Source organism: Streptomyces sp. NBC_00258, assembly GCF_036182465.1.
Lineage (GTDB): Bacteria > Actinomycetota > Actinomycetes > Streptomycetales > Streptomycetaceae > Streptomyces.
Genome location: NZ_CP108081.1, coordinates 5,105,485 through 5,129,149 on the forward strand (window position 1 = coordinate 5,105,485; position 23,665 = coordinate 5,129,149).

Annotated in this window: 21 protein-coding genes; 9 read left to right on the forward strand and 12 right to left on the reverse strand. The window is 70.6% G+C overall.

The genetic code is table 11. From position 1 onward, the window contains the following. Positions 1-98: 98 nt before the first annotated feature. From OG718_RS22660 to OG718_RS22675, 4 genes are all read right to left on the reverse strand, one after another. Entirely contained in the window at positions 99-782 is a 684-nt protein-coding gene (locus OG718_RS22660; RefSeq protein WP_143636823.1) for an ABC transporter ATP-binding protein, read from the reverse strand. A gap of 76 nt (positions 783-858) precedes the next feature. After that, a complete protein-coding gene (locus tag OG718_RS22665) occupies positions 859-2,334 on the reverse strand; it encodes an ABC transporter permease (protein WP_143636824.1) in 1,476 nt (491 codons plus the stop codon). Between the two features lie 159 nt (positions 2,335-2,493). Then, positions 2,494-3,765 carry a L,D-transpeptidase gene (locus tag OG718_RS22670; RefSeq protein ID WP_306938362.1) on the reverse strand — a complete coding sequence of 424 codons (1,272 nt, stop codon included), beginning with the start codon at positions 3,763-3,765 and terminating at the stop codon, positions 2,494-2,496. Between the two features lie 249 nt (positions 3,766-4,014). Further along, positions 4,015-4,356 carry a hypothetical protein gene (locus OG718_RS22675; RefSeq protein ID WP_143636826.1) on the reverse strand — a complete coding sequence of 114 codons (342 nt, stop codon included), beginning with the start codon at positions 4,354-4,356 and terminating at the stop codon, positions 4,015-4,017. A 110-nt stretch (positions 4,357-4,466) separates the two neighbouring features. Between OG718_RS22675 and OG718_RS22680 the strand changes: the two genes are divergently transcribed. Together OG718_RS22680 and OG718_RS22685 are read left to right on the forward strand one after the other, a co-directional pair. Next, entirely contained in the window at positions 4,467-4,805 is a 339-nt protein-coding gene (locus OG718_RS22680; RefSeq protein WP_260695138.1) for an LAETG motif-containing sortase-dependent surface protein, read from the forward strand. Positions 4,806-4,989: 184 nt separating this feature from the next. Continuing rightward, positions 4,990-7,062: a glycosyltransferase family 4 protein gene (locus OG718_RS22685; RefSeq protein WP_328845032.1), complete on the forward strand. Its 2,073-nt coding sequence runs from the start codon at positions 4,990-4,992 to the stop codon at positions 7,060-7,062. A 96-nt stretch (positions 7,063-7,158) separates the two neighbouring features. On the opposite strand, the gene OG718_RS22690 is transcribed toward OG718_RS22685, so the two are convergent. The 4 genes from OG718_RS22690 to OG718_RS22705 all read right to left on the reverse strand — a co-directional run bounded on the left by OG718_RS22690 (position 7,159) and on the right by OG718_RS22705 (position 12,053). Next, on the reverse strand, positions 7,159-8,739 hold the full coding sequence (locus OG718_RS22690) for a DEAD/DEAH box helicase (protein ID WP_143636828.1): 1,581 nt from the start codon (positions 8,737-8,739) through the stop codon (positions 7,159-7,161). A gap of 123 nt (positions 8,740-8,862) precedes the next feature. Then, positions 8,863-9,066, reverse strand: a complete 204-nt coding sequence (locus OG718_RS22695) for a cold-shock protein (protein ID WP_053661143.1) — start codon at positions 9,064-9,066, stop codon at positions 8,863-8,865. A 199-nt stretch (positions 9,067-9,265) separates the two neighbouring features. Beyond that, positions 9,266-10,804, reverse strand: coding sequence for a histidine ammonia-lyase (hutH, locus tag OG718_RS22700; RefSeq protein ID WP_328847808.1), 1,539 nt, complete (start codon positions 10,802-10,804; stop codon positions 9,266-9,268). Between the two features lie 106 nt (positions 10,805-10,910). After that, a complete protein-coding gene (locus OG718_RS22705) occupies positions 10,911-12,053 on the reverse strand; it encodes a GGDEF domain-containing protein (protein WP_328845033.1) in 1,143 nt (380 codons plus the stop codon). A gap of 153 nt (positions 12,054-12,206) precedes the next feature. Between OG718_RS22705 and OG718_RS22710 the strand changes: the two genes are divergently transcribed. Both OG718_RS22710 and OG718_RS22715 read left to right on the forward strand, forming a co-directional pair. Continuing rightward, on the forward strand, positions 12,207-13,019 hold the full coding sequence (locus tag OG718_RS22710) for an enoyl-CoA hydratase/isomerase family protein (protein WP_328845034.1): 813 nt from the start codon (positions 12,207-12,209) through the stop codon (positions 13,017-13,019). A gap of 327 nt (positions 13,020-13,346) precedes the next feature. Continuing rightward, the gene (locus OG718_RS22715; protein WP_143636831.1) at positions 13,347-14,045 is read left to right on the forward strand and encodes a hypothetical protein; all 699 of its coding nucleotides are present in this window, start codon (positions 13,347-13,349) and stop codon (positions 14,043-14,045) included. Positions 14,046-14,087: 42 nt separating this feature from the next. Here OG718_RS22715 and OG718_RS22720 read toward each other — a convergent pair whose 3' ends face one another. After that, positions 14,088-15,233: an adenylate/guanylate cyclase domain-containing protein gene (locus OG718_RS22720; RefSeq protein WP_260695157.1), complete on the reverse strand. Its 1,146-nt coding sequence runs from the start codon at positions 15,231-15,233 to the stop codon at positions 14,088-14,090. A gap of 554 nt (positions 15,234-15,787) precedes the next feature. Beyond that, positions 15,788-16,681 carry a biotin--[acetyl-CoA-carboxylase] ligase gene (locus OG718_RS22725; RefSeq protein ID WP_328845035.1) on the reverse strand — a complete coding sequence of 298 codons (894 nt, stop codon included), beginning with the start codon at positions 16,679-16,681 and terminating at the stop codon, positions 15,788-15,790. A 176-nt stretch (positions 16,682-16,857) separates the two neighbouring features. Between OG718_RS22725 and OG718_RS22730 the strand changes: the two genes are divergently transcribed. Further along, entirely contained in the window at positions 16,858-18,456 is a 1,599-nt protein-coding gene (locus OG718_RS22730) for an acyl-CoA carboxylase subunit beta (protein ID WP_143636834.1), read from the forward strand. A 41-nt stretch (positions 18,457-18,497) separates the two neighbouring features. Then, a complete protein-coding gene (locus OG718_RS22735) occupies positions 18,498-18,704 on the forward strand; it encodes an acyl-CoA carboxylase epsilon subunit (RefSeq protein ID WP_143636835.1) in 207 nt (68 codons plus the stop codon). Positions 18,705-18,764: 60 nt separating this feature from the next. On the opposite strand, the gene OG718_RS22740 is transcribed toward OG718_RS22735, so the two are convergent. Beyond that, entirely contained in the window at positions 18,765-19,895 is a 1,131-nt protein-coding gene (locus tag OG718_RS22740; RefSeq protein WP_328845036.1) for an SGNH/GDSL hydrolase family protein, read from the reverse strand. Between the two features lie 174 nt (positions 19,896-20,069). On the opposite strand from OG718_RS22740, the gene mmpB reads away from it, so the two are divergent. Together mmpB and OG718_RS22750 are read left to right on the forward strand one after the other, a co-directional pair. Beyond that, entirely contained in the window at positions 20,070-20,198 is a 129-nt protein-coding gene (gene mmpB / locus OG718_RS22745) for a morphogenic membrane protein MmpB (RefSeq protein ID WP_143636837.1), read from the forward strand. Positions 20,199-20,229: 31 nt separating this feature from the next. Continuing rightward, complete coding sequence (locus OG718_RS22750) at positions 20,230-20,850, forward strand: Maf family protein (RefSeq protein ID WP_143636838.1); 621 nt, start codon at positions 20,230-20,232, stop codon at positions 20,848-20,850. 21 nt (positions 20,851-20,871) lie between these two features. On the opposite strand, the gene OG718_RS22755 is transcribed toward OG718_RS22750, so the two are convergent. Next, positions 20,872-21,390 (reverse strand): hypothetical protein, encoded by a 519-nt coding sequence (locus tag OG718_RS22755; protein ID WP_328845037.1) that lies wholly within the window; start codon positions 21,388-21,390, stop codon positions 20,872-20,874. 373 nt (positions 21,391-21,763) lie between these two features. Between OG718_RS22755 and OG718_RS22760 the strand changes: the two genes are divergently transcribed. Then, entirely contained in the window at positions 21,764-23,536 is a 1,773-nt protein-coding gene (locus OG718_RS22760; RefSeq protein ID WP_328845038.1) for an acetyl/propionyl/methylcrotonyl-CoA carboxylase subunit alpha, read from the forward strand. The last annotated feature ends 129 nt before the right edge of the window (positions 23,537-23,665 follow it).

Consider the following 23,665-nt stretch of genomic DNA (forward strand, 5'->3'; position numbering starts at 1 on the left):
ATCCGGCCGGGGGACGTCCCGCACGCATGCTCGCGCGTAACCCCCCGGAATACTCAGTATGCCGGGGGGTGAACAGGCGCTCAATAGTGAGACAGCTGTTAAGAGTTCGCGTTTTCCTTCACGGTGATCCTCCCCTTGCGGATCGTGGCGAGCCGGGGGGCCTTCTTCGCGATCGCCGAATCGTGCGTGACCATGATGAAAGTGAGCCCGTGCTCCTTCCACATGGTTTCGAGTACGTCCATGATCTCGTCGCGCATGGACTCGTCGAGGTTTCCGGTCGGTTCGTCGGCGAGGAGCACCTTCGGCTGCTTGACCAGGGCACGGGCGATCGCGACGCGCTGCTGCTGACCGCCGGACAGCTCGGCCGGCAGGTGCCCGAGCCGCTCGGCGAGCCCCACGGAATCCAGTGCCGCCGCGGCCCGTTCGCGCCGGTCCTTGACCTTCAGCTTCAGGGGTACGAGGGCGGTTTCCACGTTCTCCTGGGCGGTGAGCGTGGGAATGAGGTTGAAGCTCTGGAAGACGAAGCCGATGTTCTCGCTGCGCACCTTGGTGAGTTTGGTCTCGGACAGTCTGGCGAGATCCGTACCGTCGAGTTCGACGCTTCCGGCGGTGGGCCGGTCGAGTCCGCCGAGCATCTGCAGAAGGGTGGACTTGCCGCCGCCGGTGGGGCCCTGGATGACCAGCCGGTCACCGTCCCCGATGGTCAGGTCGACCCCGTCGAGCGCGTCGACGGACTCCTTTCCCCGCTTGTAGCGCTTGGTGACGCCTCTGAGTTCGTACATGGTGCAACTCCTGGGATGCGTAAGGGGGTTGGCGCCCGCCGCGACGCGCGGCCGGGCAGGCGCCCGAGGCGGCCGGCTATTCGACGCGGCGCAGGGCGTCCGCCGGTCGCAGCCGGGAGGCGCGCCAGCCGCCGAAGGCGCCCGCGATCAGGCCGCCGGTGACGGCGAGGCCGACCGCGAGGGCGATCGTGCTGAGGGCGACGGGCGCGGTCAGCGCCACGTCGAGGGCCTTGGACGCCGTCTCGCGGGCGGGTCCGCCCATGCCACCGCCGGGGCCACCACCGCCGCCGGGTCCGCCGAGCGACCCGCCCGTGGAGCCGACTTCGGCCTGGAGCGTCGGACTGATCGCGGTGACGACGTAGGCGCCGCCGAGACCGAGCGCGATACCGAGGGCGCCGCCCACCAGACCGTTGACGACGGCCTCGCCGACGACCTGCCGGGTGACGCGGCCGGACTTCCAGCCGAGCGCCTTGAGGGTGCCGAACTCCCTCACTCGGCGGGATACGGCCGAGGAGGTGAGCAGGCCCGCGACCAGGAACGCGGCCACGAGCACCGCGATCGACAGCCACTTGCCGACGTTCGAGGCGAGGTCGGAAGCGGTCGACAGGGAGCCGGAGACCGTGTCGGCGAGATCGGCGGAGGTCGTGACCGTCGTACCCGAGATGTTCTTCTGGATGGTCGACTTGACCGCGCTGATCTGCTGCGAGTCGGACGCCTTGACGTAGATCGTGGTGACCTTGTTCTTGGAGTCGCTGAGCGTCTGCGCCTGCTTGAGCGGGATGTATAGGTTGGCCGCCGCGTCCCCGCTGTCGGGCGTCGCGATGCCGATGACCTTGTACTTGACGCTCTTGATGGTGACCGTGTCACCGAGGGCGAGCTTCTTCTCCTTGGCGTACGACTTGTCGGCGACGACGACCTTGGCGTCGGTCTCGGAGGACTTGAAGGTCCGGCCGCTGGTGATCTTCGAGGAGGTCAGCGGGCCGAGCGCGGGCTTGGTGACGTCCGTGCCGTAGACGGAGTAGTTGTTGACGTCGAAGTCGGCGCCGCCGCCCTCGACACGGCCCTCCGGGGACTGCTGGGCGCCGGGCCCGCCGCCCTGCTGGTTGCCGCCGCCGTTCTGCTGGTCCTGCTGGAACTGGCCCTGGCGGAACTGACCGCTGACCTTGACGACTTGGAGGCTGAGCCCCCCGACGACGTCCGAGACACCCTTCTGCGCGCCGACCTTGGAGACCGTGCTCGTGGCCAGGGTCTGGAAGCCCTGCACCATGACGCGGTCACTGCTCTGTTCTTCGTCGGAGTCGCTGCCCCGGGCGTCGAACTGGAAGCGCGGGCGCTCGCCCGTGCTCGACTGTGCCTGGGCCGCCTTGGTGACCGTCATGTCCGTGCCCAGTCCGTACAGCGACTGGAGGACCTTGCCCTGCGCCTTCTCCATGCCGGACGACACGGAACTGACCACGATGACCAGGGCGATGCCCAGGGCGAGTCCGGAGGCGACGACGAGCGCCGCCTTTCTGCGGCGGCGCAGTTCGCGCCTCAGATAGGTGAAGAACATGGCCGAAAGCTAGGGACACCGCGTGATGGCGGGATAAGGCCCGCATAAGAGAAGGATGAGAACACTGTGCGCCGCCGCGGAACCCTGTGAGAACGCCGAGGGCGGTTGCCCGTACGAGTAGTACGGGCAACCGCCCTCGGGACGGGAAACGCGTTCGGGTCAGACGGCCGAACCGGCCTTCCACGCCGCCCAGTCCAGGTTCCAGCCGTTGAGGCCGTTGTCCGGGGCGATGGTCTTGTCACCGGTGTTCCGCACGTCCACGACGTCGCCGACGATCGAGTGGCTGAAGAACCAGCCGCCCGGCGTGTTCGGGTCGTTGGCGCCCTTCGTGTCCGACAGGCCGACACAGCCGTGGCTGGTGTTGACGCTGCCGAAGATGGACTTGGCGCCCCAGTAGTTGCCGTGGATGAAGGTGCCGGAGTTCGACAGACGCATCGCGTTCGGTACGTCCTTGATGTCGTACTCGCCCTTGCCGTCGTCGTCCGTGAAGCCCACGGTCGCGCCGTTCATCCGGGTCTCCTTGAACTTCTCGGAGATCACCATCTGGCCCTGGTACGTCTTGTTCTCGGGCGAGCCCGCGGAGATCGGGATCGTCCGGATGGTCTTGCCGTCCTGCGTGACCTTCATCGTCTTGGTCTGCGCGTCGACGATCGAGACCTGGTTGCGGCCGATCTTGAAGGTGACCGTCTTCTGCTGCACGCCGTAGACACCGTCGGCGCCCTCGACACCGTCGAGGTTCAGCTTCAGGGTGACGGTCGAGTTGCCCTTCCAGTACTCCTCGGGGCGGAAGTCGAGCCGGTTGGCGTTGAACCAGTGGCCGACGACCTCCTGGCCGCTGCTGGAGGAGACGGTGATCCCCTTCTGCACGTCGGCCTTGTTCGTGATCGCCTTGTCGAAGTTGATCGAGACCGGCATGCCGACGCCGACGGTGGAACCGTCCTCGGGCGTGAAGTTGCCGATGAAGCTGTTGGCCGGCGAGACCGTCGTGAACGACGCGTTCTCGTGGGCGGCGCGGCCGTCCGAGTCCTTGGCCGTCGCGGCGATCTTGTAGGCGGTGGCGCGCTCCAGCTGGGCGCTGGGCTTCCAGCTCTTCTTGTCCGCGGATATCTCACCCGCGACAGCCGTGCCGGCCGCCGTCTTCATGGTCACGTCGGTCAGCGTGCCCTTGGTCACAGTCACGGCCGCGGCACTGTTGATGGAGGCGTTGTCGGAGCCGTCCTTGGGTGTGATCTTGATCTGGGCCTCGGAGGACTTCTCGGCCGCCGCCTCGTCGACCTTGGACTGCGACGAGCCGTCACCCCCACTCTCGCCCTTGGGGTCGTCGCCGCCGCCTCCGCTGCACGCAGAGAGCACCAGCACCCCGCCGAGCAGTGCGGACGCGGCCGCGAGGCCCTTGCGCCGCTTACTGTCCGTCATCACACGCTTCTCCATCGTTGCCGAATCCCCAAAACCCCGAGAGTCCCCGTAACACCTGTAAACGCTACGACCGGTTCGTCCCTTTCCACACCCTTCCCAGGTGTGGGGCACACCACGTCGATCCATTTCAGCCCACGTCGGATCGTCCTCGATTCGACCGGTGCGGCTGTTACGACTGGTGCGGGTGTCGGTCACTGCGCCCCTTGAGACGACAGAACCCCGGGTGGCGGTTGCCGCCCGGGGTCACGATTCTCCCAAGCCGCCTCAGCCGACCACTTCTTCCTCGTCTCCGGCCTCATCATCCTCGTCGAGGTCCCAGTCCGGCGAATCGGGGTCGTAGTCGATCCGCTCACTGCTCCAGGAGGCCTGTGCGAGTTCGACCCCGGCCACCTCGCTGACCAGGTCGAACGGGTCGACGAGGTACGCGAGGGCCTCGGCAGTGTCTTCCGTCACTGCGTTCTCGGCGTGCGCCCGCTCGTCGCCCGGGAGCTCGGGATCCTCGGCGATGCGCCCCAGCGCCGCCTTGGTGAGCGCGCCCTCGTCGTCGACCTCGACGACCAATTCGACGCGCAACCGTACAAAACGTGATGTCTCAGGAGTGCTCATAGGTCGGAGCGTACGACTCATCACCACCGTGACTTTCCCGTGACCCGCACCTTTCACTAACATCGCCCCACACGGCCAATTCGCCAGCGTCACAAGGGGATCGATATTCCGTGTCCGCACGTCGATCGTTGCTGACCGCCACCGCCGCGGGGACTCTTCTGGGCGCCCTGTGGTTCGTCCCGTCCGCCAATGCGACCGGGGACGGGGCGGCAGAACACAGAACACAGACAACGACGACCACGACCCTGCAGACCAAGGCAGGGGACGAGACCGGGCCGTCCGGCGAGGAGGACTCGGAGGGCGCCGCCACGACCTCCGTCCGCACACAACTGGCCGACACGGGAAGCTTCGACACGACCCCGTACGTCGTCGGCGGCACCCTGCTCCTCGGCCTGGGCGCCGGCTTCGTGGTGTATTCGGTACGCCGGGAACGTACGACCGTGTACTGAGGATCTCCCTGCCGCCCGGGCGCCCGCACGGCCCGGCACGGAGATATCCGCCCCCTTTTCAGCCATTTCGCGTCATCCTCGAAGGAAGACCGGCGAGAGAGGGGCGGACCCGTTTACAGTCCGTGGGGTTCACGCACGCACTCCCTGTCGCTTCTCCATACCGCGTGAACAGGGAGTTGCCCACGTGAAGATCGTCTTCCTGCTGCACAACGCCTATGCCATCGGTGGCACGGTGCGCTCGACGCTCAACCTCGCCGGTGCCCTGGCCGCGCGGCACGAGGTGGAGATCGTCTCGGTCTTCCGCAGCGAGGAGAGACCCCTGCTCGGGGTGAACCGCAAGGTCCGTCTCGTCCCGCTCGTCGACGAGCGCCCCGACGCGCCGACGTACGACGGCGGGAACCCGCTCATGGCGCGCCCCTCCACCGTCGTACCTCCCGCCGAGGTCCTCGCGCACCGCTACACCGAGCTCACGGACGAGCGGCTGCGCGACTTCCTCAACGGGACGGACGCGGACGTCGTGGTCGCGACCCGCCCGGCGCTGGTGGTCTTCCTGGCCCGGCACGGCTCGCGCCGCTATCTGCGCGTCGGACAGGAGCACCTGTCGTACGACAACCACGTCCCGGACGTACGCACCGCGCAGAACGAGGCCCTCCGGCACCTGGACGCCTTCGTCACCGTCTCCGCCCAGGACGCGGCCGACCACCGCGACCACCTGCCGGGGCTGCGGACGCGGATCACCGACATCCCGAACGCCGCGCCCCGGCCGAAGGCCGAACGCTCCGACGTACAGGCCCCGTTGGTGGTCGCCGCGGGCCGGCTGATGCCGGTGAAGCGCTACGACCTGCTCATCGAGGCCTTCGCCCGGGTCGTCGCCGTACGCCCGGAGTGGCGGCTGCGGATCTACGGCCAGGGCCCCGAGCGCGCGGCCCTGCGCGCCGCCGTGGACGCACACCGCCTGAACGACCACGTCTTCCTCATGGGAGCCCACCCGACGATGGAGACCGAGTGGGCCAAGGCCTCCGTCGCCGCCGTGAGTTCGGACTGGGAGTCCTTCGGCATGACGATCCTGGAGGCCATGCACGCCGGCGTCCCGGTGGTGGCCACCGACTGTCCGCACGGCCCCGGCGAGATCATCACCGACGGCTCCGACGGACTCCTCGTACCGCCGGGAGACGCGGACGCGTTCGCGGCCGGGCTGCTGAAGCTGATCGAGGACACGGACCAGCGCCGGCTGATGGGCGAGGCCGCCAGGGAGACCGTCCAGCGGTTCGCCCCCCGCCGGATCGCGGACCAGTACGAGCGGCTGTTCGGCGAACTGCGCGAGGCCCGGACCTCGACGACGACGAAGGTCACGCGCCGGGTGCGCCGCGCACTCGCGACGCTGCTGCCCCAGGGCTCACGCCCGGGCCCCGAGGAGGCGCCACCGGCCGCCCCACCGCTCGCGGACGACCGCCCGCGCGCCCTGCGCCCGAAGGGCGGCTGCACGACCGACTCCACCGGTGGCGTACGGATCACGGTGAACGCGGCGGGAGTGTCCGGCAAGGACCTGACGCTGGTACTGCGTCACCGGCACGGCGACGACGAGACCCGCGTTCCGCTGGAGCGCCCGGACGACCCGAAGTCGCCCTGGACGGCGAACCTGTCCCATCACCGGCTCACCCTGGCGGAAGGCCGTTGGGACCTGTATGTCGAACGCGCGGAGGACGGCACACGCCGTCGCCTGAAGGCAGGGCTGGTCGAGCAGCGCGGTCTGCTGAGCGCGAGACCGGTTCCGGGGAAGGCCTTCGCCTGGTGGATCCCGTACGCGACCAAGGACGGCTACCTGGCGCTACGGACCTTCCACCGCCCGGCCCACGCGGAAGCCACCGCCCTGCGCACCGACGACGACTCACTGTCCGTCGAGGGCACGCTCCATGGGGCCGTCCTGGGCGAGGGCGCGGCACTGCTCGGCGTCTCCCGCGACGGGAGACCTCACGACTTCGAAACCCCGGCGACACCCACGGGGGAACGGACGTTCCGGGCCCGCATCACGACCCTGCCCCGCCCCACCGACGCGGACAAGCCCCTGTGGGACCTCTTCCTACGCCCCTCCGAAGCCGCCGCCCCCGTACGAGTGGGCCGCATCACCGACGACATCGTCGACCGCAAGCCCACAGCGAAACACCCGAGCACGACGCTGACCACCCCGACTGGCAGGTCGGTGCAGGCCCACTACTTCTTCACGATCACGAACGACGTGGCGATCAGCGCCCCCTGAGGGGCGCGGGGAGCTGGGCCCCGTAAGGGGCGCGGGGAGCTGCGCGACCAGCCGCACTCGACCCGCAGCCGCCGACCCACGTCCCCCGCCGAGCTGTCAGGCGGACCGACGCCCGCCCCCCTGGCCTCCACGCGCACGCGAAGAACCCGCACCACCACGCCCCCGCGAACCCCCGCCGGTACCGGCACCGGTGCGCGCCCCGGCGGCAGCGCCCCCGCGCCCACCACCACCGCGTCGAGCCCGCGCCTGCGACTTCGGCTGAGCCTGCGCGGCAACCGGCTCCGGCACAGGAATGACGACAGGAACCCCGGACGGCTCCCGAGCCCCCGTGATCCGTACGAGTTCCTCGTCGCTCGACTTGACCCGGGCCGTCCGCGGGCTGATCCCGGCGTCGGCCATCAGCCGGGTCATCTCCCGCTTCTGCTCGGGCAGGACGAGCGTGACGACGCTCCCGGACTCCCCCGCGCGTGCGGTACGCCCGCCCCGGTGGAGATAGTCCTTGTGGTCGACCGGCGGATCGACGTTCACGACGAGATCCAGGTCGTCGACATGGATTCCGCGGGCCGCGACGTTCGTGGCGACGAGCGCGGTCACCAGCCCGGTCTTGAACTGGTCGAGCGTCCGGTTCCGCTGCGGCTGCGAGCGCCCGCCGTGCAGCGCGGAGGCCTTCACACCGTTCGCGAGCAGCCGCTTGGCGAAGCGGTCGGCCGAGCGCTTGGTGTCGACGAAGAGGATCACGCGCCCGTCGCGCGCGGCGATCCGCATCGCGACGGCCTTCTTGTCGGTCTCGTCGGCGACGTGCAGCACGTGGTGCTCCATGGTCGTCACCGCGCCCGCGGAGGGGTCGACGGAGTGCACGACGGGGTCCGTGAGGAACATCCGTACGAGCTTGTCGATGTTCTTGTCCAGCGTCGCCGAGAACAGCATGCGCTGTCCGTCCGGCTCGACCTGGTTGAGCAGCGCCGTGACCTGGGGCATGAACCCCATGTCGGCCATCTGGTCGGCCTCGTCGAGGACGGTGATCCCCACCTGGGCGAGAGTGCAGTCGCCCCGGTCTATCAGGTCCTTGAGCCGCCCGGGTGTGGCCACGAGCACCTCGGCACCGCGCCTCAGCAGACCGGACTGCTTGCCGATGGAGAGCCCGCCGACGACGGTCGCGAGCCGCAGGTTCACGGCCGTGGCGTACGGCGTGAGCGCGTCGGTGACCTGCTGCGCGAGCTCGCGCGTGGGCACGAGGACGAGCGCGAGCGGCGCCTTCGGCTCGGCACGCCGGCCGGCCGTACGGGCGAGCAGCGCGAGGCCGAAGGCGAGGGTCTTGCCCGAGCCGGTCCGGCCGCGGCCGAGGATGTCGCGCCCGGCGAGGGAGTTGGGGAGCGTCGCGCCCTGGATCGGGAACGGCTCGATGACCCCCTGGGCGGCGAGGGTCTTGGTCAGTGCGGCCGGCATGTCCAGCGCGTCGAAGGACTCGACGGCGGGCAGCGCGGGCGTCAGCGTCTGCGGCAGGGTGAACTCCCGCGGCGCCGTCGACTGCGGGGACGGCTTCTTGCGTACGTTCCTTGCGCCGCCGTTCGCGGCGGCCGCAGGGGCTCCGCCGCGCGTGCCACGAGAGCCACGGGAACCCCGGGAATTCGCCGGGCGTTTGCCGGCGGGTCGTTCAGGACGTTCGGATCGAGTCATGCTGGATCTGGAATTCCTTCCTGGGCCTCACGGTTATCCCGTGCTCAAGGACACACGGACAGCACAAGCCGGGACCCGCACCCGAAGGTGCGGGCCCCGGCTCGCGTGATGCGCGTCCCGGAATTAGGCGGGGACGATGTTCTCCGCCTGCGGGCCCTTCTGACCCTGCGTGACGTCGAAGGAGACCTTCTGGCCCTCCTGCAGCTCACGGAAGCCCGAGGTGGCGATGTTCGAGTAGTGGGCGAAGACGTCGGCGCCGCCGCCGTCCTGCTCGATGAAGCCGAAGCCCTTTTCCGCGTTGAACCACTTCACGGTGCCAGTAGCCATGTCATTTCTCCAAGATAGGTGGCTCCCATCCGGAAATGACCGGAAAAACAAAACGCGCCTGAGAGAGGATTCCTTTCAGGCGCACAAAGTTAATGGGTACCAAAAACGTTTCGTTAGGAACCCTAGCACAGATTTCGGTGGGGGCGTCGCGACGCCCCGGCGCCCCCACCTCGTACACCTGAAGGAACCCCGGAAATCCCTATGCCAGCGGGCCCGTTACGGGTTCCACGGCCTCGACCAGGTGGCCGCCGCGCACGAACGCATCCGCGGCCGCCAGGTCCGGCGAGAGGAAGCGGTCGGGGCCCGGGCCGGCGACCCCGGCGGCGCGGGCGGCGGAGATCGCGGCCTGCGAGGCGGGGGCGGGGGTGAGGCCGGTGCGCAGCTCGATGGCGCGCGTGGCGGCGTACAGCTCGATGGCGACGATCCGGGTCAGGTTGTCGACGGCCGTACGGAGCTTGCGGGCGGCCGACCAGCCCATCGAGACGTGGTCCTCCTGCATGGCGGAGGACGGGATGGAGTCGGCCGAGGCCGGGACGGCGAGCCGCTTCATCTCGCTGACCAGGGCGGCCTGCGTGTACTGGGCGATCATCAGGCCGGAGTCGACACCGGCGTCGTCCGCGAGGAACGGCGGCAGGCCGTGCGAGCGGTTCTTGTCGAGGAGCCGGTCCGTGCGGCGCTCGGTGATCGAGCCGAGGTCGGCGGCGGCGATGGCGAGGAAGTCCAGTACGTAGGCGACCGGGGCGCCGTGGAAGTTGCCGTTCGACTCGACGCGGCCGTCGGGCAGGACGACGGGGTTGTCGACGGCGGAGGCGAGTTCGCGGTCGGCGACCAGGCGGGCGTGGGTCATGGTGTCGCGGCCGGCGCCCGCGACCTGCGGGGCGCAGCGCACGGAGTAGGCGTCCTGGACGCGGGGGGCGTCGTCCTGGTGGTGGCCGGTCAGCTCCGAACCCTTCAGCACGGCCAGCATGTTGGCGGCGCTGGCGCCCTGGCCCGGGTGGGGGCGGATGGCGTGCAGTTCGGGGGCGAGGACCCGGTCGGTGCCGAGGAGCGCTTCGAGGGAGAGGGCCGCGGTGATGTCGGCGGACTTGTAGAGGGTGTCGAGGTCGGCGAGGGCCATGACCAGCATGCCGAGCATGCCGTCGGTGCCGTTGAGGAGGGCCAGGCCCTCCTTCTCGCGCAGTTCGACGGGCTCGATACCGTGCTCGGCGAGGAGTTCACCGGCGGGGCGAATCGTTCCGTCCGGGCCCTCCGCATCCCCCTCGCCCATGAGCGTCAGGGCGCAGTGGGAGAGCGGCGCCAGGTCGCCGGAGCAGCCGAGGGAGCCGAACTCGTGGACGACCGGGGTGATGCCGGCGTTCAGGATGTCGGCCATGGTCTGGGCGACGGACGGGCGGACGCCGGTGCGGCCCGAACAGACGGTCTTGAGCCGCAGGAACATCAGGGCGCGGACGACCTCGCGCTCCACGTGCGGGCCCATTCCGGCGGCGTGCGACCGCACGATGTTGCGCTGCAGCTGGGCCCGCAGCTCCGGGCTGATGTGCCGGGTCGCGAGGGCTCCGAAGCCGGTGGAGACCCCGTACACGGGCTCCGGCTTGGCTGCCAGCGCTTCCACGATCTCGCGGGCCGCGGCGAGCGCCGACACCGCCTCGTCGGAGAGTTCGACCCGGGCGCCGCCGCGCGCCACGGCGAGAACGTCGGACGCGGTGACACCCGTCGTCCCCACCACCACAGTGTGCATATCCATATTCAGGAGCGTACGCAGTGAATGCCTTGGTGTCACTAGTGGGTGGCGGGTTGGGTCCTTACACACAGAAGCCCGCAGGGGCGGACGGACAGGGGCGGCCCTACCGCCGGCCGCGGAACCGCCGGCGCTCGGCCGCCGCGGGCGGGGGTGCGTCGGCGAGGCGTACGACGGGGTCGTCCGGCCCCTCGCGGCCCGCGACGACGGGCTTCGCGGAGCGTACGGCCTTGGCGCGGTACTGGGCCGCGTCGGCGAGCCGGAAGAGCCGCCGGGCCGAGCGGACGGGGCCGAGCGGATCCTCGGTGGAGGCGACCCCGCACGCCACACCCTCGCCGAGCTCCAACTCGGCGGCGCGGCGGCACAGTTCGTCGGCGACGCGGACGACCTCGTCGGCGGCCGGACCCACGGCCAGCAGGCAGAACTCGTCGCCGCCGAGGCGGGCGGCGAGCGTGCCGGGCAGCATCGCGCCGCACAGCGAGAGGACGGACCCGAAACGCTCCAGGAGCCGGTCGCCGACGGCGTGGCCCCGGGTGTCGTTGACGCGCTTGAGGCCGTTGAGGTCGCACACGACGAGGCTCACGACCACGCCCTCGGCGCGGTGGCGTTCGATGGCCTCGTCCAGTCGCATGTCCACGGCACGGCGGTTCGCGAGGCCGGTGAGGGCGTCGGTGAAGGCGAGACGTCTGGCCTCCTCCAGGCGTTCGGTCTGCGCGATCCCGGCGGCGACCACGGAGGCGAGGACGGTCGCGAAGTCGGCGTCGGCGCGGTCGAAGACGGGGGCTCCGGCCGGGCGGGCGACGTACAACTCGCCCCAGGCGCGTCCGTGCATGACGATCGGCGCGACGACACAGCACCCGCGGCCGCGTCTGCGCAGGGCGGCGACGCGCTGATGGCAGTACCCGGCGTGCCCCGTGGCCGGCCCGTCGGCCGTCTCCACCCAGGCGTTGGGTCCGCCGCCGCCGACCCAGCGTTCATGCAGGAACTCCGTGATCTCCGGGAACTGGTGCACGGGATAGGCCTCGTCCTCCGGGAACTCCTCCTCGTCCCGGGCCCGGTCCCCCACGTTCGCCAGGACCCTGAGCCGCCCGAGCTCCCGCTCCCACACGGACAGCGCGGCGAAGCTCCCGCCCAGCGCCCGGCAGGCTCCGGCAGCCGCAGCCCGCCACGACTCCCGCGGGGCGTGCGCGGCGGCCATGCCCTGCGCCAGCGCCACCACCGCCCTCAACCGCACATCGTCACCGCCCATCACTCCAGGTTAGGTACGTTTGTAATGATTTGGGACATTGATGCGGCGAACAGGGGTCCGGGGCGGGCCTTTCCCTCGGGGCGGGCGGCTGGAATGATCGGGCCGCAGAGAAGTTAACCGCCGTTAACGTGAACCGTGAACCGGGAGAGTCTCATGTCCGAGCAAGGCGCGGAGCAGCGGTTCGGGGAGTACGTCGTGGTGCGGCGCGATGCGTCGTCGCACGTCGCCGAGCTCGTCCTGGACCGGCCCAAGGCCATGAACGCCGTGTCGACGGAGATGGCCCGCTCGATCTCCGCCGCGTGCGAAACGCTGGCCGCGGACCGGGACGTCCGGGCGGTCGTCCTCACCTCCACCCACGAGCGGGCCTTCTGCGTCGGCGCCGACCTCAAGGAGCGCAACTCCCTCACGGACGCCGAGCTGGTCCGTCAGCGTCCGCTCGCGCGTGCCGCGTACACCGGCGTACTCGATCTGCCGATGCCCACCGTCGCCGCCGTGCACGGGTTCGCGCTGGGCGGCGGTTTCGAGCTCGCCCTGGCCTGCGATCTGATCGTGGCGGACGGTACGGCCGTGGTGGGGCTGCCCGAGGTGTCGGTCGGCGTCATTCCCGGGGGCGGGGGTACGCAGTTGCTGCCGCGGCGGGTGGGTGCGGCGCGGGCGGCCGAGCTGATCTTCTCGGCGCGGCGGGTGGAGGCCGACGAGGCACGGGACCTCGGGCTGGTCGATGTCCTGGTCCCCGCGGGCGAGGCCCGTGCGGAGGGGCTGGCCCTGGCGGGCCGTATCGCCGTCAACTCGCCCGTCGGGCTGCGGGCCGCCAAGCGGGCGCTTCGGCTCGGGCACGGGCTCGATCTCCGCGCGGGTCTGGAGATCGAGGATGCCGCGTGGCGCTCGGTCGCATTCTCTGGCGACCGGGCGGAGGGGGTAGCGGCCTTCAACGAGAAGCGCCGGCCGGAGTGGCCCGGGGAGTAGTTTCTCGCCCCCGCCGCCCCTACCCATTCCCGTCACTTACTCGGGGGCCAGCCCCCGAACCCCCGCTCCTCAAACGCCGGAGAGGCTGAATTTCAGCCCGTCCGGCGTTTGAGGACGAGGCCGTTCAGGCCGATAACGGGGGGTCTGGGGGCGCAGCCCCCAGGGACGGGAAGGGGCGGCGGGGGCGAAAGAAACCCCAAGCCGTCGGAGACTCCCCGTTCGGGTGATGGGAGACCCGAGTCGCCCCGAACCACACCACAGCGCGCATAACCTGCGCACCGCGACAGCGCGCCGGGGGGGCGCCCTCGCATCGGGGAGGGGAACTGCATGCCGCACACGGCAACGAAGCCAGGAACGGTCACACCGGAGACGACACCACCGGAACCGGTCCTCACCCGCCCCCGAGGACGCCACCGCAAACCCCGCCCCCGCCGCATCCTGTTCGCGGTGGGCGGCCTGGCCCTGGCCGCAGGAGCCCTGAGCCTCCTCCGTATGGCACCCGCCCCCACCGGCGGGGGCACCGGCGTGGAGGCCACGGACATCGACCCCAGCGCGGCCGGCTCGACGGAGAACCCGGCTCAGGACGACGCGGGGGCGGTGCCTGTGGGCGCACCACCCACGGCCGCCATGGGCCCCTCGGGAGCCACATCGAAACCGAACGAACCGAACCGGCTGGACGGGCAGAACAAGCCGGGCGAGACGAGGGATTCGAAGGGGCCGATCGGACCGTCCGCCCCGGGAGCGCAGAGCGGAGCCGCAGGACCAGCCGGATTCCCAGGACCCGCAGGCCCTCTCAATCCCGCCCCCGACCCCTCCGCCGCCCTCCAGGACACCCGCCGCCCCATCACCGCAACCCCGCCCGCCCGAGCAGGACAGCAACCGGCAGCGCCCCGGCCCCCCGCCGCCACACCCTCAGCCCCCGCGCCGGCCCCGACGCCCCCCGGCACACCACAGGATCCCGCCCGCCCGGGCACGGGCCTGTGCGTCCCGATCGTGGGCCTGTGCTTCGACGGAAACGACAGGTAGGAAAGGACCGAGGAAGGGCGGACCGACGCGGACCGACAACGGCTAGTTGCTGCGCCGCCTGAGCTGCCACGGCTCGACCACGCCCAGCCCCCGCACGGCCCGCTGCCACATCGGCTGAAGCGCGAAGCGGTACGCCGGCGGCTCCTCGCCCTCCTTCTCCGCGGCGGCGGCCTCGTCGGCGGCAGCGGCCTCTGAGGCGGGTGCGTCGCCGGTCCGGGTGAGTTCCTCGGCGAACGCCCCGTCGACCAGGACGGCGTCCTTCGGAGCTATCGAGGTCAGCCGGGACGCGAGGTTGACGGTCGTACCGAAGACATCTCCCATACGGGTGGTCACCGTGCCGAAGGCGATACCGACGCGCAGCTCGGGCATCGTCTCGTCGCCGGCCATGGTCTCGATCAGCCGCAGCGCGATCTCGGCGGCGACGCCCGCGTCGTCGGCCGCGTACAGCACCTCGTCGCCCAGCGTCTTGATGAGTCGCCCGCCGTGCGCGGCCACCAGGTCGGCCGCGGTGGTCTCGAAGGCCTCGACGAGTTCGCCGAGTTCCTCCTCCTCCATGCGCCGGGTCAGACGCGTGAAGCCGACGAGGTCGGCGAAGCCGACGGCGAGCCGGCGGTCGACCATCTCCTCGTCGTCCGCGGCCTGCACGACGCGGCCGGTCGCGGCGGCGAGCTGGCGCCGCCAGACGTAGACGAGGAACTCCTCCAGCTCGGGCAGGAGCAGTTCGACGAGGGGGTACGTGACCTCGGTGCGTGTCATGCCCGGTTCCGGGGGCTCGGTGAGGCCCTCCAGGAAGGAGTCGATCTGCCACTCGGCCAGCCGCGCGGTGGTCTGGCCGGTCGAACGGGCGACCTGGACCGCCATCGCCTCGCTGAGCAGCCCTGCCTCCACCAGACCGGAGAGCCGGCGCAGCGCGAGTACGTCGGCCTCCGTGAGCGCCTTGGCCTGGCCGATGTCCGCGAAGCCCATGGCCCGCCAGAAACGGGTGGCCAGCTCCACGGAGACGCCCGCGCTGCGGGCGGCCTGGAAGGGGGTGTAGCGGCGCTCGGCACCGAGGATGAGCTGTTCGAGACGCAGGGCCAGCGGATCCTCCTCGGAGGCGGCGGCCTGCGCCTCCGCACGGTCGGCCCCCTCACCCCGGCCCGCAACCTCACCGCGGCCCGCGGCCTCCGCCCGGCCCGAGGTCCCCATTCGGCCCGAGCTCTCCGCCCGGCCCGCGGTCGGCGACCCGCCCGACGCATCCACCTGATCCGTCAGATCCGTCTGATCCGACAGATCCGTCTGTTCCACCTGATCCGACGCCTCGGGCGCGCTGGGCGGTCCGTCCGGCGTCTCCGTCCGGTCCGGCGTTTCCGCCCGGTCCGTCCGGCCGTCCTGCGCGTCCACTCGGTTCTGTTCCTCCACCCGCGCGTGCGCCTCGGCCCGATCGATCCGTGCGGCCGCCGTGTCGGCGACAGACCCGGTGGTACGCCCCGGCTCACCGTCGGAGGCGGTGTCACCCGTGCCGGAGCCCGTGTCGTCGACGGTCACGCCTGCTGCCCTTCCGATCTGCCGCGGTCAGGTATCGACCGGCCTCAACTCTACGGCAGGTGTGCTCTGGCTCACTCCCGACCGCCGAGGCCGGACGGCCCGTGGCCCACTCCTCCCGCGTAGGTCCGCGGCCCACTCCCACTCGTACGGCTCGTACGCGCTCCTTGCTCACCACCAGGCACGAAGCGTCCCGCGCACCCCTGCCGGCATGTCCGTCACTGGTCCCCCGGGTCCCCCGCCGGCCGCAGATGCACGATGTCCCCCGCTCCCACGGGGTGCTGCACGCCCTCCGCCGTGGCCAGGACCAGCCGTCCGTCGCCGTCCACGGCCACCGCCTCCCCGGTGATCGACTTCCCGCCGGGCAGTTCGGCCCGTACGACCCGCCCGAGCGTGGCGCATCCGGCGGCGTACGTGTCCTGAAGGCCGGACCTGGCCGGATCGCCGCCCACGCTGCGCCACTTCTCGTACCACTGGCCGAGGGACCGGAGCACGGCCCGCAGGATCGTGTCACGGTCCGTGGTCGACGCTCCCGCGAGGACGAGCGAACCCGCGCCCGGCACGGGCAGCTCGTCCTCGCGGAGCGTGACGTTGATGCCGATGCCTACGACGACCGCGTCGGGCCCGGCACGCTCGGCGAGGATGCCGCCGGTCTTGCGTTCCTGGCCGTCCACGGTGACGAGCAGGTCGTTGGGCCACTTGAGTGCCGTGTCGACCCCGGCGGCGCGGGACAGCGCGGTGACCGTCGCGACCCCGGCGAGCAGCGGCAGCCAGCCCCAGCGCTCGACCGGCACCTCGGTCGGTTTCAGCAGGACGGAGAAGAAGAGGCCCGAGCGGGCGGGTGCCGTCCACCGGCGGTCGAGGCGCCCGCGCCCGGCGTCCTGCTCCTCGGCGACGAGGACCGTGCCCTCCTCCGCCTTGCCCTCCGTGGCGAGGGCGACGAGGTCGGAGTTGGTGGAGCCGGTGTGCTGCACGACGTCGACAGCGCGCCAGAGCCCCTCGTGGCCCCCGTTGCGCACGAGCGCGCGGCGCAGGGCCACGGCGTTGAGCGGGGGACGGTCCAGGTCGGACCACCGATTGCTGTTCGCGTCTGAGTCGTCTCGCGGCGTCATGCAACCCACCCTAGGTGTGGTAAACGCCGCACTGCCGAACGGTAGGCACGCCACTACGCTACGGATGAGTAGCCAACCCCCCTTCTGAGCACCGCCAGCACCGTTCAGCAGGTCCGAAACACCTCGTGTCACCTCACCCTCACGTCCCCACTGAGCAGGCAGGGAGCCGCATCCCGATGTCCGAGCCGGAACAGCAGCACGAGATCGACATCCACACCACCGCGGGCAAGCTCGCGGATCTGCGGCGCCGCATCGACGAGGCGACGCACGCCGGCTCGGCGCGTGCCGTCGAAAAGCAGCACGCCAAGGGCAAGTTGACGGCTCGTGAGCGGATCGAGCTGCTGCTGGACGAGGGCTCCTTCGTGGAGTTCGACGAGTTCGCGCAGCACCGCTCGACGGACTTCGGCCTGGAGAACAACCGCCCGTACGGTGACGGGGTCGTGACCGGCTACGGCACGGTGGACGGGCGCCCGGTCGCCGTGTTCTCCCAGGACTTCACGGTCTTCGGCGGCGCGCTCGGCGAGGTCTACGGCCAGAAGATCATGAAGGTGATGGACTTCGCGCTGAAGACCGGCTGTCCGGTCATCGGCATCAACGACTCGGGCGGCGCCCGCATCCAGGAGGGCGTCGCGGCGCTCGGCATGTACGGCGAGATCTTCCGCCGCAACACCCACGCCTCGGGTGTCATCCCGCAGATCAGCCTGGTCGTCGGCCCGTGCGCGGGCGGCGCGGTCTACTCCCCCGCGATCACCGACTTCACGGTGATGGTCGACCAGACCTCGCACATGTTCATCACCGGCCCGGACGTCATCAAGACGGTGACCGGCGAGGACGTCGGCTTCGAGGAGCTGGGCGGCGCGCGCACGCACAACGCGGTGTCGGGCGTGGCCCATCACATGGCGGGCGACGAGAAGGACGCGATCGAGTACGTCAAGTCGCTGCTGTCCTACCTCCCGTCGAACAACCTCAGTGAGCCGCCCGCCTTCCCGGAGGAGGCCGACCTGGCCCCGACCGACGAGGACCGCGAGCTCGACACGCTGATCCCGGACAGCGCGAACCAGCCGTACGACATGCACACGGTGATCGAACACGTCCTGGACGACGCCGAGTTCTTCGAGACCCAGCCGCTGTTCGCGCCGAACATCCTCACCGGCTTCGGCCGGGTCGAGGGTCACCCGGTGGGCATCGTCGCCAACCAGCCGATGCAGTTCGCGGGCTGCCTCGACATCGACGCGAGCGAGAAGGCGGCCCGCTTCGTCCGCACCTGCGACGCCTTCAACGTCCCCGTCATCACGTTCGTGGACGTCCCCGGCTTCCTCCCCGGTGTCGACCAGGAGCACACGGGCATCATCCGCAGAGGCGCGAAGCTGATCTACGCGTACGCGGAGGCCACCGTCCCGCTGATCACGGTCATCACCCGCAAGGCCTTCGGCGGCGCGTACGACGTCATGGGCTCCAAGCACCTGGGTGCCGACCTCAACCTCGCCTGGCCGACCGCCCAGATCGCCGTGATGGGCGCGCAGGGCGCGGTGAACATCCTGCACCGCCGCACCATCGCCGCGGCCCCCGCCGACGAGCAGGAGGCCACCCGGGCCCGCCTGATCCAGGAGTACGAGGACACGCTCCTCAACCCCTACACGGCCGCCGAGCGCGGGTACATCGACGGTGTGATCCTGCCGTCCGACACCCGTTCCCACGTCGTACGCGGCCTGCGGTCGCTGCGTTCGAAGCGGGAGTCCCTGCCGCCGAAGAAGCACGGCAACATCCCCCTGTAGGACGCCGGTCGAGAGCAGACGATTCGAGAGCGGGAACGGTCATGATCAAGGTCGTAAGGGGCAACCCGACCCCCGAGGAGCTGGCAGCCGCACTGGCGGTGGTCCAGGCCCGCGCCGCGGCGGCGGCAACCACTCCGCCCGGCGCGACACAGGAACGCCCGGCATGGTCCGACCCGTCCCGAGTGGCCCAGAGGCGCCTGCCGCCCCCGGGTCCGAGGTCTTGGGCCCGCACCTTCTGGCCCGGTTAGAGGGCAGCGCCCCTTTTAGGGGCGCGGGGAACTGCGCGACAAGCCACAACGCACCCGCAGTCAAAGAACACGAGCGACGGCTTCGGCCATCACCTCGTACCCGACATCATTCGGGTGCAGGTGATCGCCGAAGTCGTACGCACCACACAGCACATCCGGCGCGCCGGGATCGCCCATGACCCGGTGGAGATCGACAACCGCGTCGTACTCCCCCGAGCAACGAATCCACTCGTTCAGCTCGTGACTCACCTTCGCCGCCCGCTCCCCCCAGTGATCGGACCCGCCGAAGGGCAGCAGCGTCGCACCAACCGCGCGCACGCCGCGAGCCCGTGCCAGCCGTATCAACTCCCGGTGCCCCGCGACGAGTTCACTCACCTCGACCCGAGGCGCGGGCCGATACGTCGGCTGCTCGTCGGTCTCGCTGAACCCGATGTCGTTGAGCCCCAGCAGAACGACGACCGTGTCGACGCCCGCGAGCGCGAACACGTCCCGCTCCACCCGCCGGACGCCCTTCTCCCCGTACCAGGCCGAGTCGTTGAGCAGCAGGTTCCCCCCGATGCCCGCGTTGAGCACGGGCCGCCCCGTGCGCTCGGCGAGGGCGTCGGACCAGCGTCGGTTCGCGCCGGGCGTGGACCCGAACCCGTCGGTGATCGAGTCGCCGAAGAGGGCCACGGCGTCCGTTCGCCCCGCGGAGACATCGACGCCGGACAGGAAGTACCAGGACTCACTGACCTCGTCGAAGGCCTCGCCCCCGGTGTCCGCCAGGAGATCTCCCGCGCCCCGGTAGCTGGCGGCGAAGGCCTGCGCGTGGAAGGTGGCGGGCCCGGTGACGGCGTCCAGATGAAGGGTGACCGTCACCGATTCGCCTGATTCCAGGGCGAGTTCGGCCGCGTCGCCGATGATCTCCCCGCGCGCGGGGACTTCGGCGGACGCGGACCCCGCGAAGGTGAGCCGCCGGACCGAGTCCGGCCGCACGGCGGCTCCACGGGCCGTACGGGCGACCGTCGCGCCCGCGACCCGCAGCGGCGAGGTCCCGTACGCGTTCGACAGACGGATACGGACCCGGTCGCCGCCCGCGCCGACGCGGACGACCTGGCGCAGGGACTGCCGCCAGAAGCCCTCCTGCGACCAGTTGGGCGTGAAGCCCGTGCTGGGCAGCTGGGGTGAGGCGGTCCAGGCGGTGGTGAACACGGCGCATCCCTCCCTGAGAGGATCAGCAGACTTACCTAACGGGACAGGAGTCCCGTTAGTGACACCCGGAACGGTAGCAGGGGAACAAGAGCTAATGGAACCCCAGACCCTTTTACTCAAAATGAGTACGCGTACTCAGGCGCCCGCGCCCGCGGCGGAGTCACGATCGTTGACATGCTGTGGTCCGACCCGGAGAACGAGCCGCCCAAGGAACTGCGCGACATGCAGGACATGTTGCGGCGACTGGGCGTTCTCCTGGCACTGGCCGCGGTGCTCGCGATGATCGTGCTCGGCGTGATGTGAGCCGCCGCGGCCCCGCCGATACCCTGGCCGCATGACTGATCAGCCACGCCGCCGACTCGTCCTCGCCTCCCAGTCCCCCGCCCGGCTCGGGCTGCTGCGCCAGGCCGGACTCGCCCCCGAGGTCATCGTCAGCGGGGTCGACGAGGACGCCGTGACCGCCCCGACCCCCGCCGAACTGGCGCTCGCGCTGGCCGAGGCGAAGGCGTCCGTGGTGGCGGCGAGGCCGGAGGTCAAGGGTGCCCTGGTGATCGGCTGCGACTCGGTGCTCGACCTGGACGGCGAGGCGCTCGGCAAGCCCGCCGACGCCGAGGAGGCGACCGCGCGCTGGAAGTCGATGCGCGGCCGTGCGGGCACGCTCCAGACCGGGCACTGCGTATGGGACACGACGGCCGGGCGCCACACCTCGGGGGTCGCCTCCACCGTGGTCCGCTTCGGCGAGCCGAGCGACGCGGAGATCGCCGCGTACGTCGCCTCGGGCGAGCCCCTGCATGTCGCGGGGGCGTTCACGCTCGACGGCCGCTCGGCCCCGTTCATCGACGGCATCGACGGCGACCACGGCAACGTCATCGGGATCTCGCTGCCGTTGGTGCGCCGTCTGCTGGCCGAACTGGGTGTCGGCATCACGGAGTTGTGGACGCCGCGCGAGAAGTGACGCGCGGCGCGGGACGGGCGGTCAGGTAGTCGAGGGCGCCGGAGGCGGGATGACCGGCGTCCCGCCGCTGCCGCCACCCGCGGCGCCACCACCTGCCACGCCACCGTCCGGCTTGGCGTCGTCCGGCCCGGCGTCGGAGACGGTGCCCTCGCGACGGTCGTACGTCATGAAGATGAGCACGATCAGCCCGAGCACCACCATCATGAAGGCGAACGCGCCCCAGCCCACCAGGCCCACCGTGAACGCGCCGAGCAGGGCGTGCACCACCGCGGCGCTGAACAGCAGGATGCGGCCGACCCCGGCCGGGGCGCGGTCGCGCAGGGCCACGCGCAGCGCGACTACACCACAGAGCGCGAAGTAGAGGCCGAAGAGCAGGCCGGCGACCTTCGAGGACGTGGACATCACGTCCGAGTCGAGCCCCGCCAGGGACATGTCCTGCCGGTCGACGACTATCCCCATGAACCAGTTGACCAACGCGATGCCTATCGCCTCCGCGAAGAGCACGATCGCGGTCACCCATGCCACCGGTCTGCGCACCACCGGTCCCCACCCACTTCCGACTGCCGCTCGACCAAAACTGTTGTTACCTCAAGTACGTTCGGGACAGCCTGCACGCTACTAACGGGTAAACCGCGGGACAAGGGATCTACGGAGGGCAAAGATTCGTTGGGCCATTCGTAGGGACTCCACAAAGAAACGGAGTGGGGCGCAGCACGCTCTCACAGAGACCTTGGCCACATCGGAGGGCTAGGGTTCTTGGGAAGCCCCCTGCGTACCGCGGTGCGACAAGGGATTTCGCGGACGAGCGGGCCTCGTATCACGCTCCGTGTGGGCAAGCTCACCACCGGGGACGGGTCGATACGTCGTGTCGGCAGTCCCTAAACTCGGCTTGTTTCAAGGAGAGGGAGCCAACGTGCGCAAGGTGTTGATCGCCAACCGTGGCGAAATCGCTGTTCGTGTCGCCCGGGCGTGCCGAGACGCCGGTATCGCGAGCGTGGCGGTGTACGCCGAGCCGGACCGGGACGCGCTGCATGTGCGGGCCGCGGACGAGGCGTTCGCGCTGGGCGGTGACACCCCCGCGACCAGTTACCTCGACATCACCAAGGTGCTGCAGGCGGCCAAGGACTCCGGCGCGGACGCCATCCACCCCGGCTACGGCTTCCTTTCCGAGAACGCCGACTTCGCCCAGGCCGTCCTGGACGCCCAGCTGATCTGGATCGGCCCGCCCCCGCAGGCCATTCGCGACCTGGGCGACAAGGTCGCCGCCCGCCACATCGCCCAGCGCGCCGGCGCCCCCCTGGTGGCCGGCACCCCCGACCCGGTCTCCGGCGCGGAGGAGGTCGTGGCCTTCGCCGAACAGCACGGCCTGCCCATCGCCATCAAGGCCGCCTTCGGCGGCGGCGGCCGCGGCCTCAAAGTCGCCCGCACCCTGCAAGAAGTCCCCGAACTCTACGACTCGGCGGTCCGCGAGGCGGTCGCCGCGTTCGGCCGCGGCGAGTGCTTCGTCGAGCGCTACCTCGACAAGCCGCGGCACGTGGAGACCCAGTGCCTGGCCGACTCCCACGGCAACGTGGTCGTCGTCTCCACCCGCGACTGCTCCCTGCAGCGCCGCCACCAGAAACTGGTCGAGGAAGCCCCCGCCCCGTTCCTGTCCCAGGCGCAGGTCGCCGAGCTGTACTCGTCCTCCAAGGCCATCCTCAAGGAGGCCGGCTACATCGGCGCCGGCACCGTGGAGTTCCTCGTCGGCACCGACGGCACGATCTCCTTCCTGGAGGTCAACACCCGCCTGCAGGTCGAGCACCCGGTGACCGAGGAAGTCGCCGGCATCGACCTGGTCCGCGAAATGTTCCGCATCGCCGACGGCGAAGCACTCGGCTACGACGACCCGGAACTGCGCGGCCACTCCCTGGAGTTCCGCATCAACGGCGAGGACCCCGGCCGGGGCTTTCTGCCCGCCCCCGGCACCGTCACCACCTTCGCCCCGCCCTCGGGCCCGGGAGTGCGGCTGGACGCCGGCGTGGAGAGCGGCAGCGTGATCGGCCCCGCCTGGGACTCCCTGCTCGCCAAACTGATCGTCACCGGCGCCACCCGCGAACAGGCCCTGCAACGCGCCGCCCGCGCACTGGCCGAATTCCAGGTCGAGGGCATGGCCACCGCCATCCCCTTCCACCGCGCGGTCGTGCAGGACCCGGCGTTCGCCCCCGAACTGACCGGCTCCACCGACCCCTTCACCGTCCACACCCGCTGGATCGAAACCGAGTTCGTCAACGACATCAAGCCCTTCGCCGCCCCCACCGACACCGAGGTGGAGGACGAGCCCGGCCGCGAGACCGTCGTCGTCGAGGTCGGCGGCAAACGCCTGGAAGTCTCCCTGCCCGTCTCCCTGGGCATGTCCCTGGCCCGCACCGGCCTCGCCGCCGGCGCCAAACCCAAACGCCGCGCCGCCAAGAAGTCCGGCCCCGCCGCCTCCGGCGACACCCTCGCCTCCCCCATGCAGGGCACCATCGTCAAGGTCGCCGTCGAGGAAGGCCAGGAAGTCAAGGAAGGCGACCTCGTCGTCGTCCTGGAAGCCATGAAGATGGAACAACCCCTCAACGCCCACCGCTCCGGCACCGTCAAAGCCCTCTCCGCCGAAGTCGGCGCCTCCATCACCTCCGGCGCCCCCATCTGCGAAATCAAGGACTGACCCGCACACACCGCCCCGAGGCGCCCGACGAACAGGATTAGCCTGTCCGTCGGGCGCCTCGGGTTCAAAGCCCGGTCAGCGACGCGCCCCGCCAGGGGCGCGGGGAACTGCACGACCAGCCACAATCGG

Coding starts and splice junctions, on each gene's coding strand:
- OG718_RS22750 (WP_143636838.1), top strand. CDS start 20,230: ATGACTGATCAGCCACGCCGCCGACTCGTCCTCGCCTCCCAGTCCCCC.
- hutH (WP_328847808.1), bottom strand. CDS start 10,804: ATGCACACTGTGGTGGTGGGGACGACGGGTGTCACCGCGTCCGACGTT.
- OG718_RS22705 (WP_328845033.1), bottom strand. CDS start 12,053: ATGGGCGGTGACGATGTGCGGTTGAGGGCGGTGGTGGCGCTGGCGCAG.
- OG718_RS22695 (WP_053661143.1), bottom strand. CDS start 9,066: ATGGCTACTGGCACCGTGAAGTGGTTCAACGCGGAAAAGGGCTTCGGC.
- OG718_RS22665 (WP_143636824.1), bottom strand. CDS start 2,334: ATGTTCTTCACCTATCTGAGGCGCGAACTGCGCCGCCGCAGAAAGGCG.
- OG718_RS22715 (WP_143636831.1), top strand. CDS start 13,347: ATGCCGCACACGGCAACGAAGCCAGGAACGGTCACACCGGAGACGACA.
- mmpB (WP_143636837.1), top strand. CDS start 20,070: ATGCTGTGGTCCGACCCGGAGAACGAGCCGCCCAAGGAACTGCGCGAC.
- OG718_RS22710 (WP_328845034.1), top strand. CDS start 12,207: ATGTCCGAGCAAGGCGCGGAGCAGCGGTTCGGGGAGTACGTCGTGGTG.
- OG718_RS22735 (WP_143636835.1), top strand. CDS start 18,498: ATGATCAAGGTCGTAAGGGGCAACCCGACCCCCGAGGAGCTGGCAGCC.
- OG718_RS22675 (WP_143636826.1), bottom strand. CDS start 4,356: ATGAGCACTCCTGAGACATCACGTTTTGTACGGTTGCGCGTCGAATTG.
- OG718_RS22725 (WP_328845035.1), bottom strand. CDS start 16,681: ATGACGCCGCGAGACGACTCAGACGCGAACAGCAATCGGTGGTCCGAC.
- OG718_RS22730 (WP_143636834.1), top strand. CDS start 16,858: ATGTCCGAGCCGGAACAGCAGCACGAGATCGACATCCACACCACCGCG.
- OG718_RS22690 (WP_143636828.1), bottom strand. CDS start 8,739: ATGACTCGATCCGAACGTCCTGAACGACCCGCCGGCAAACGCCCGGCG.
- OG718_RS22720 (WP_260695157.1), bottom strand. CDS start 15,233: ATGGGGACCTCGGGCCGGGCGGAGGCCGCGGGCCGCGGTGAGGTTGCG.
- OG718_RS22670 (WP_306938362.1), bottom strand. CDS start 3,765: ATGGAGAAGCGTGTGATGACGGACAGTAAGCGGCGCAAGGGCCTCGCG.
- OG718_RS22660 (WP_143636823.1), bottom strand. CDS start 782: ATGTACGAACTCAGAGGCGTCACCAAGCGCTACAAGCGGGGAAAGGAG.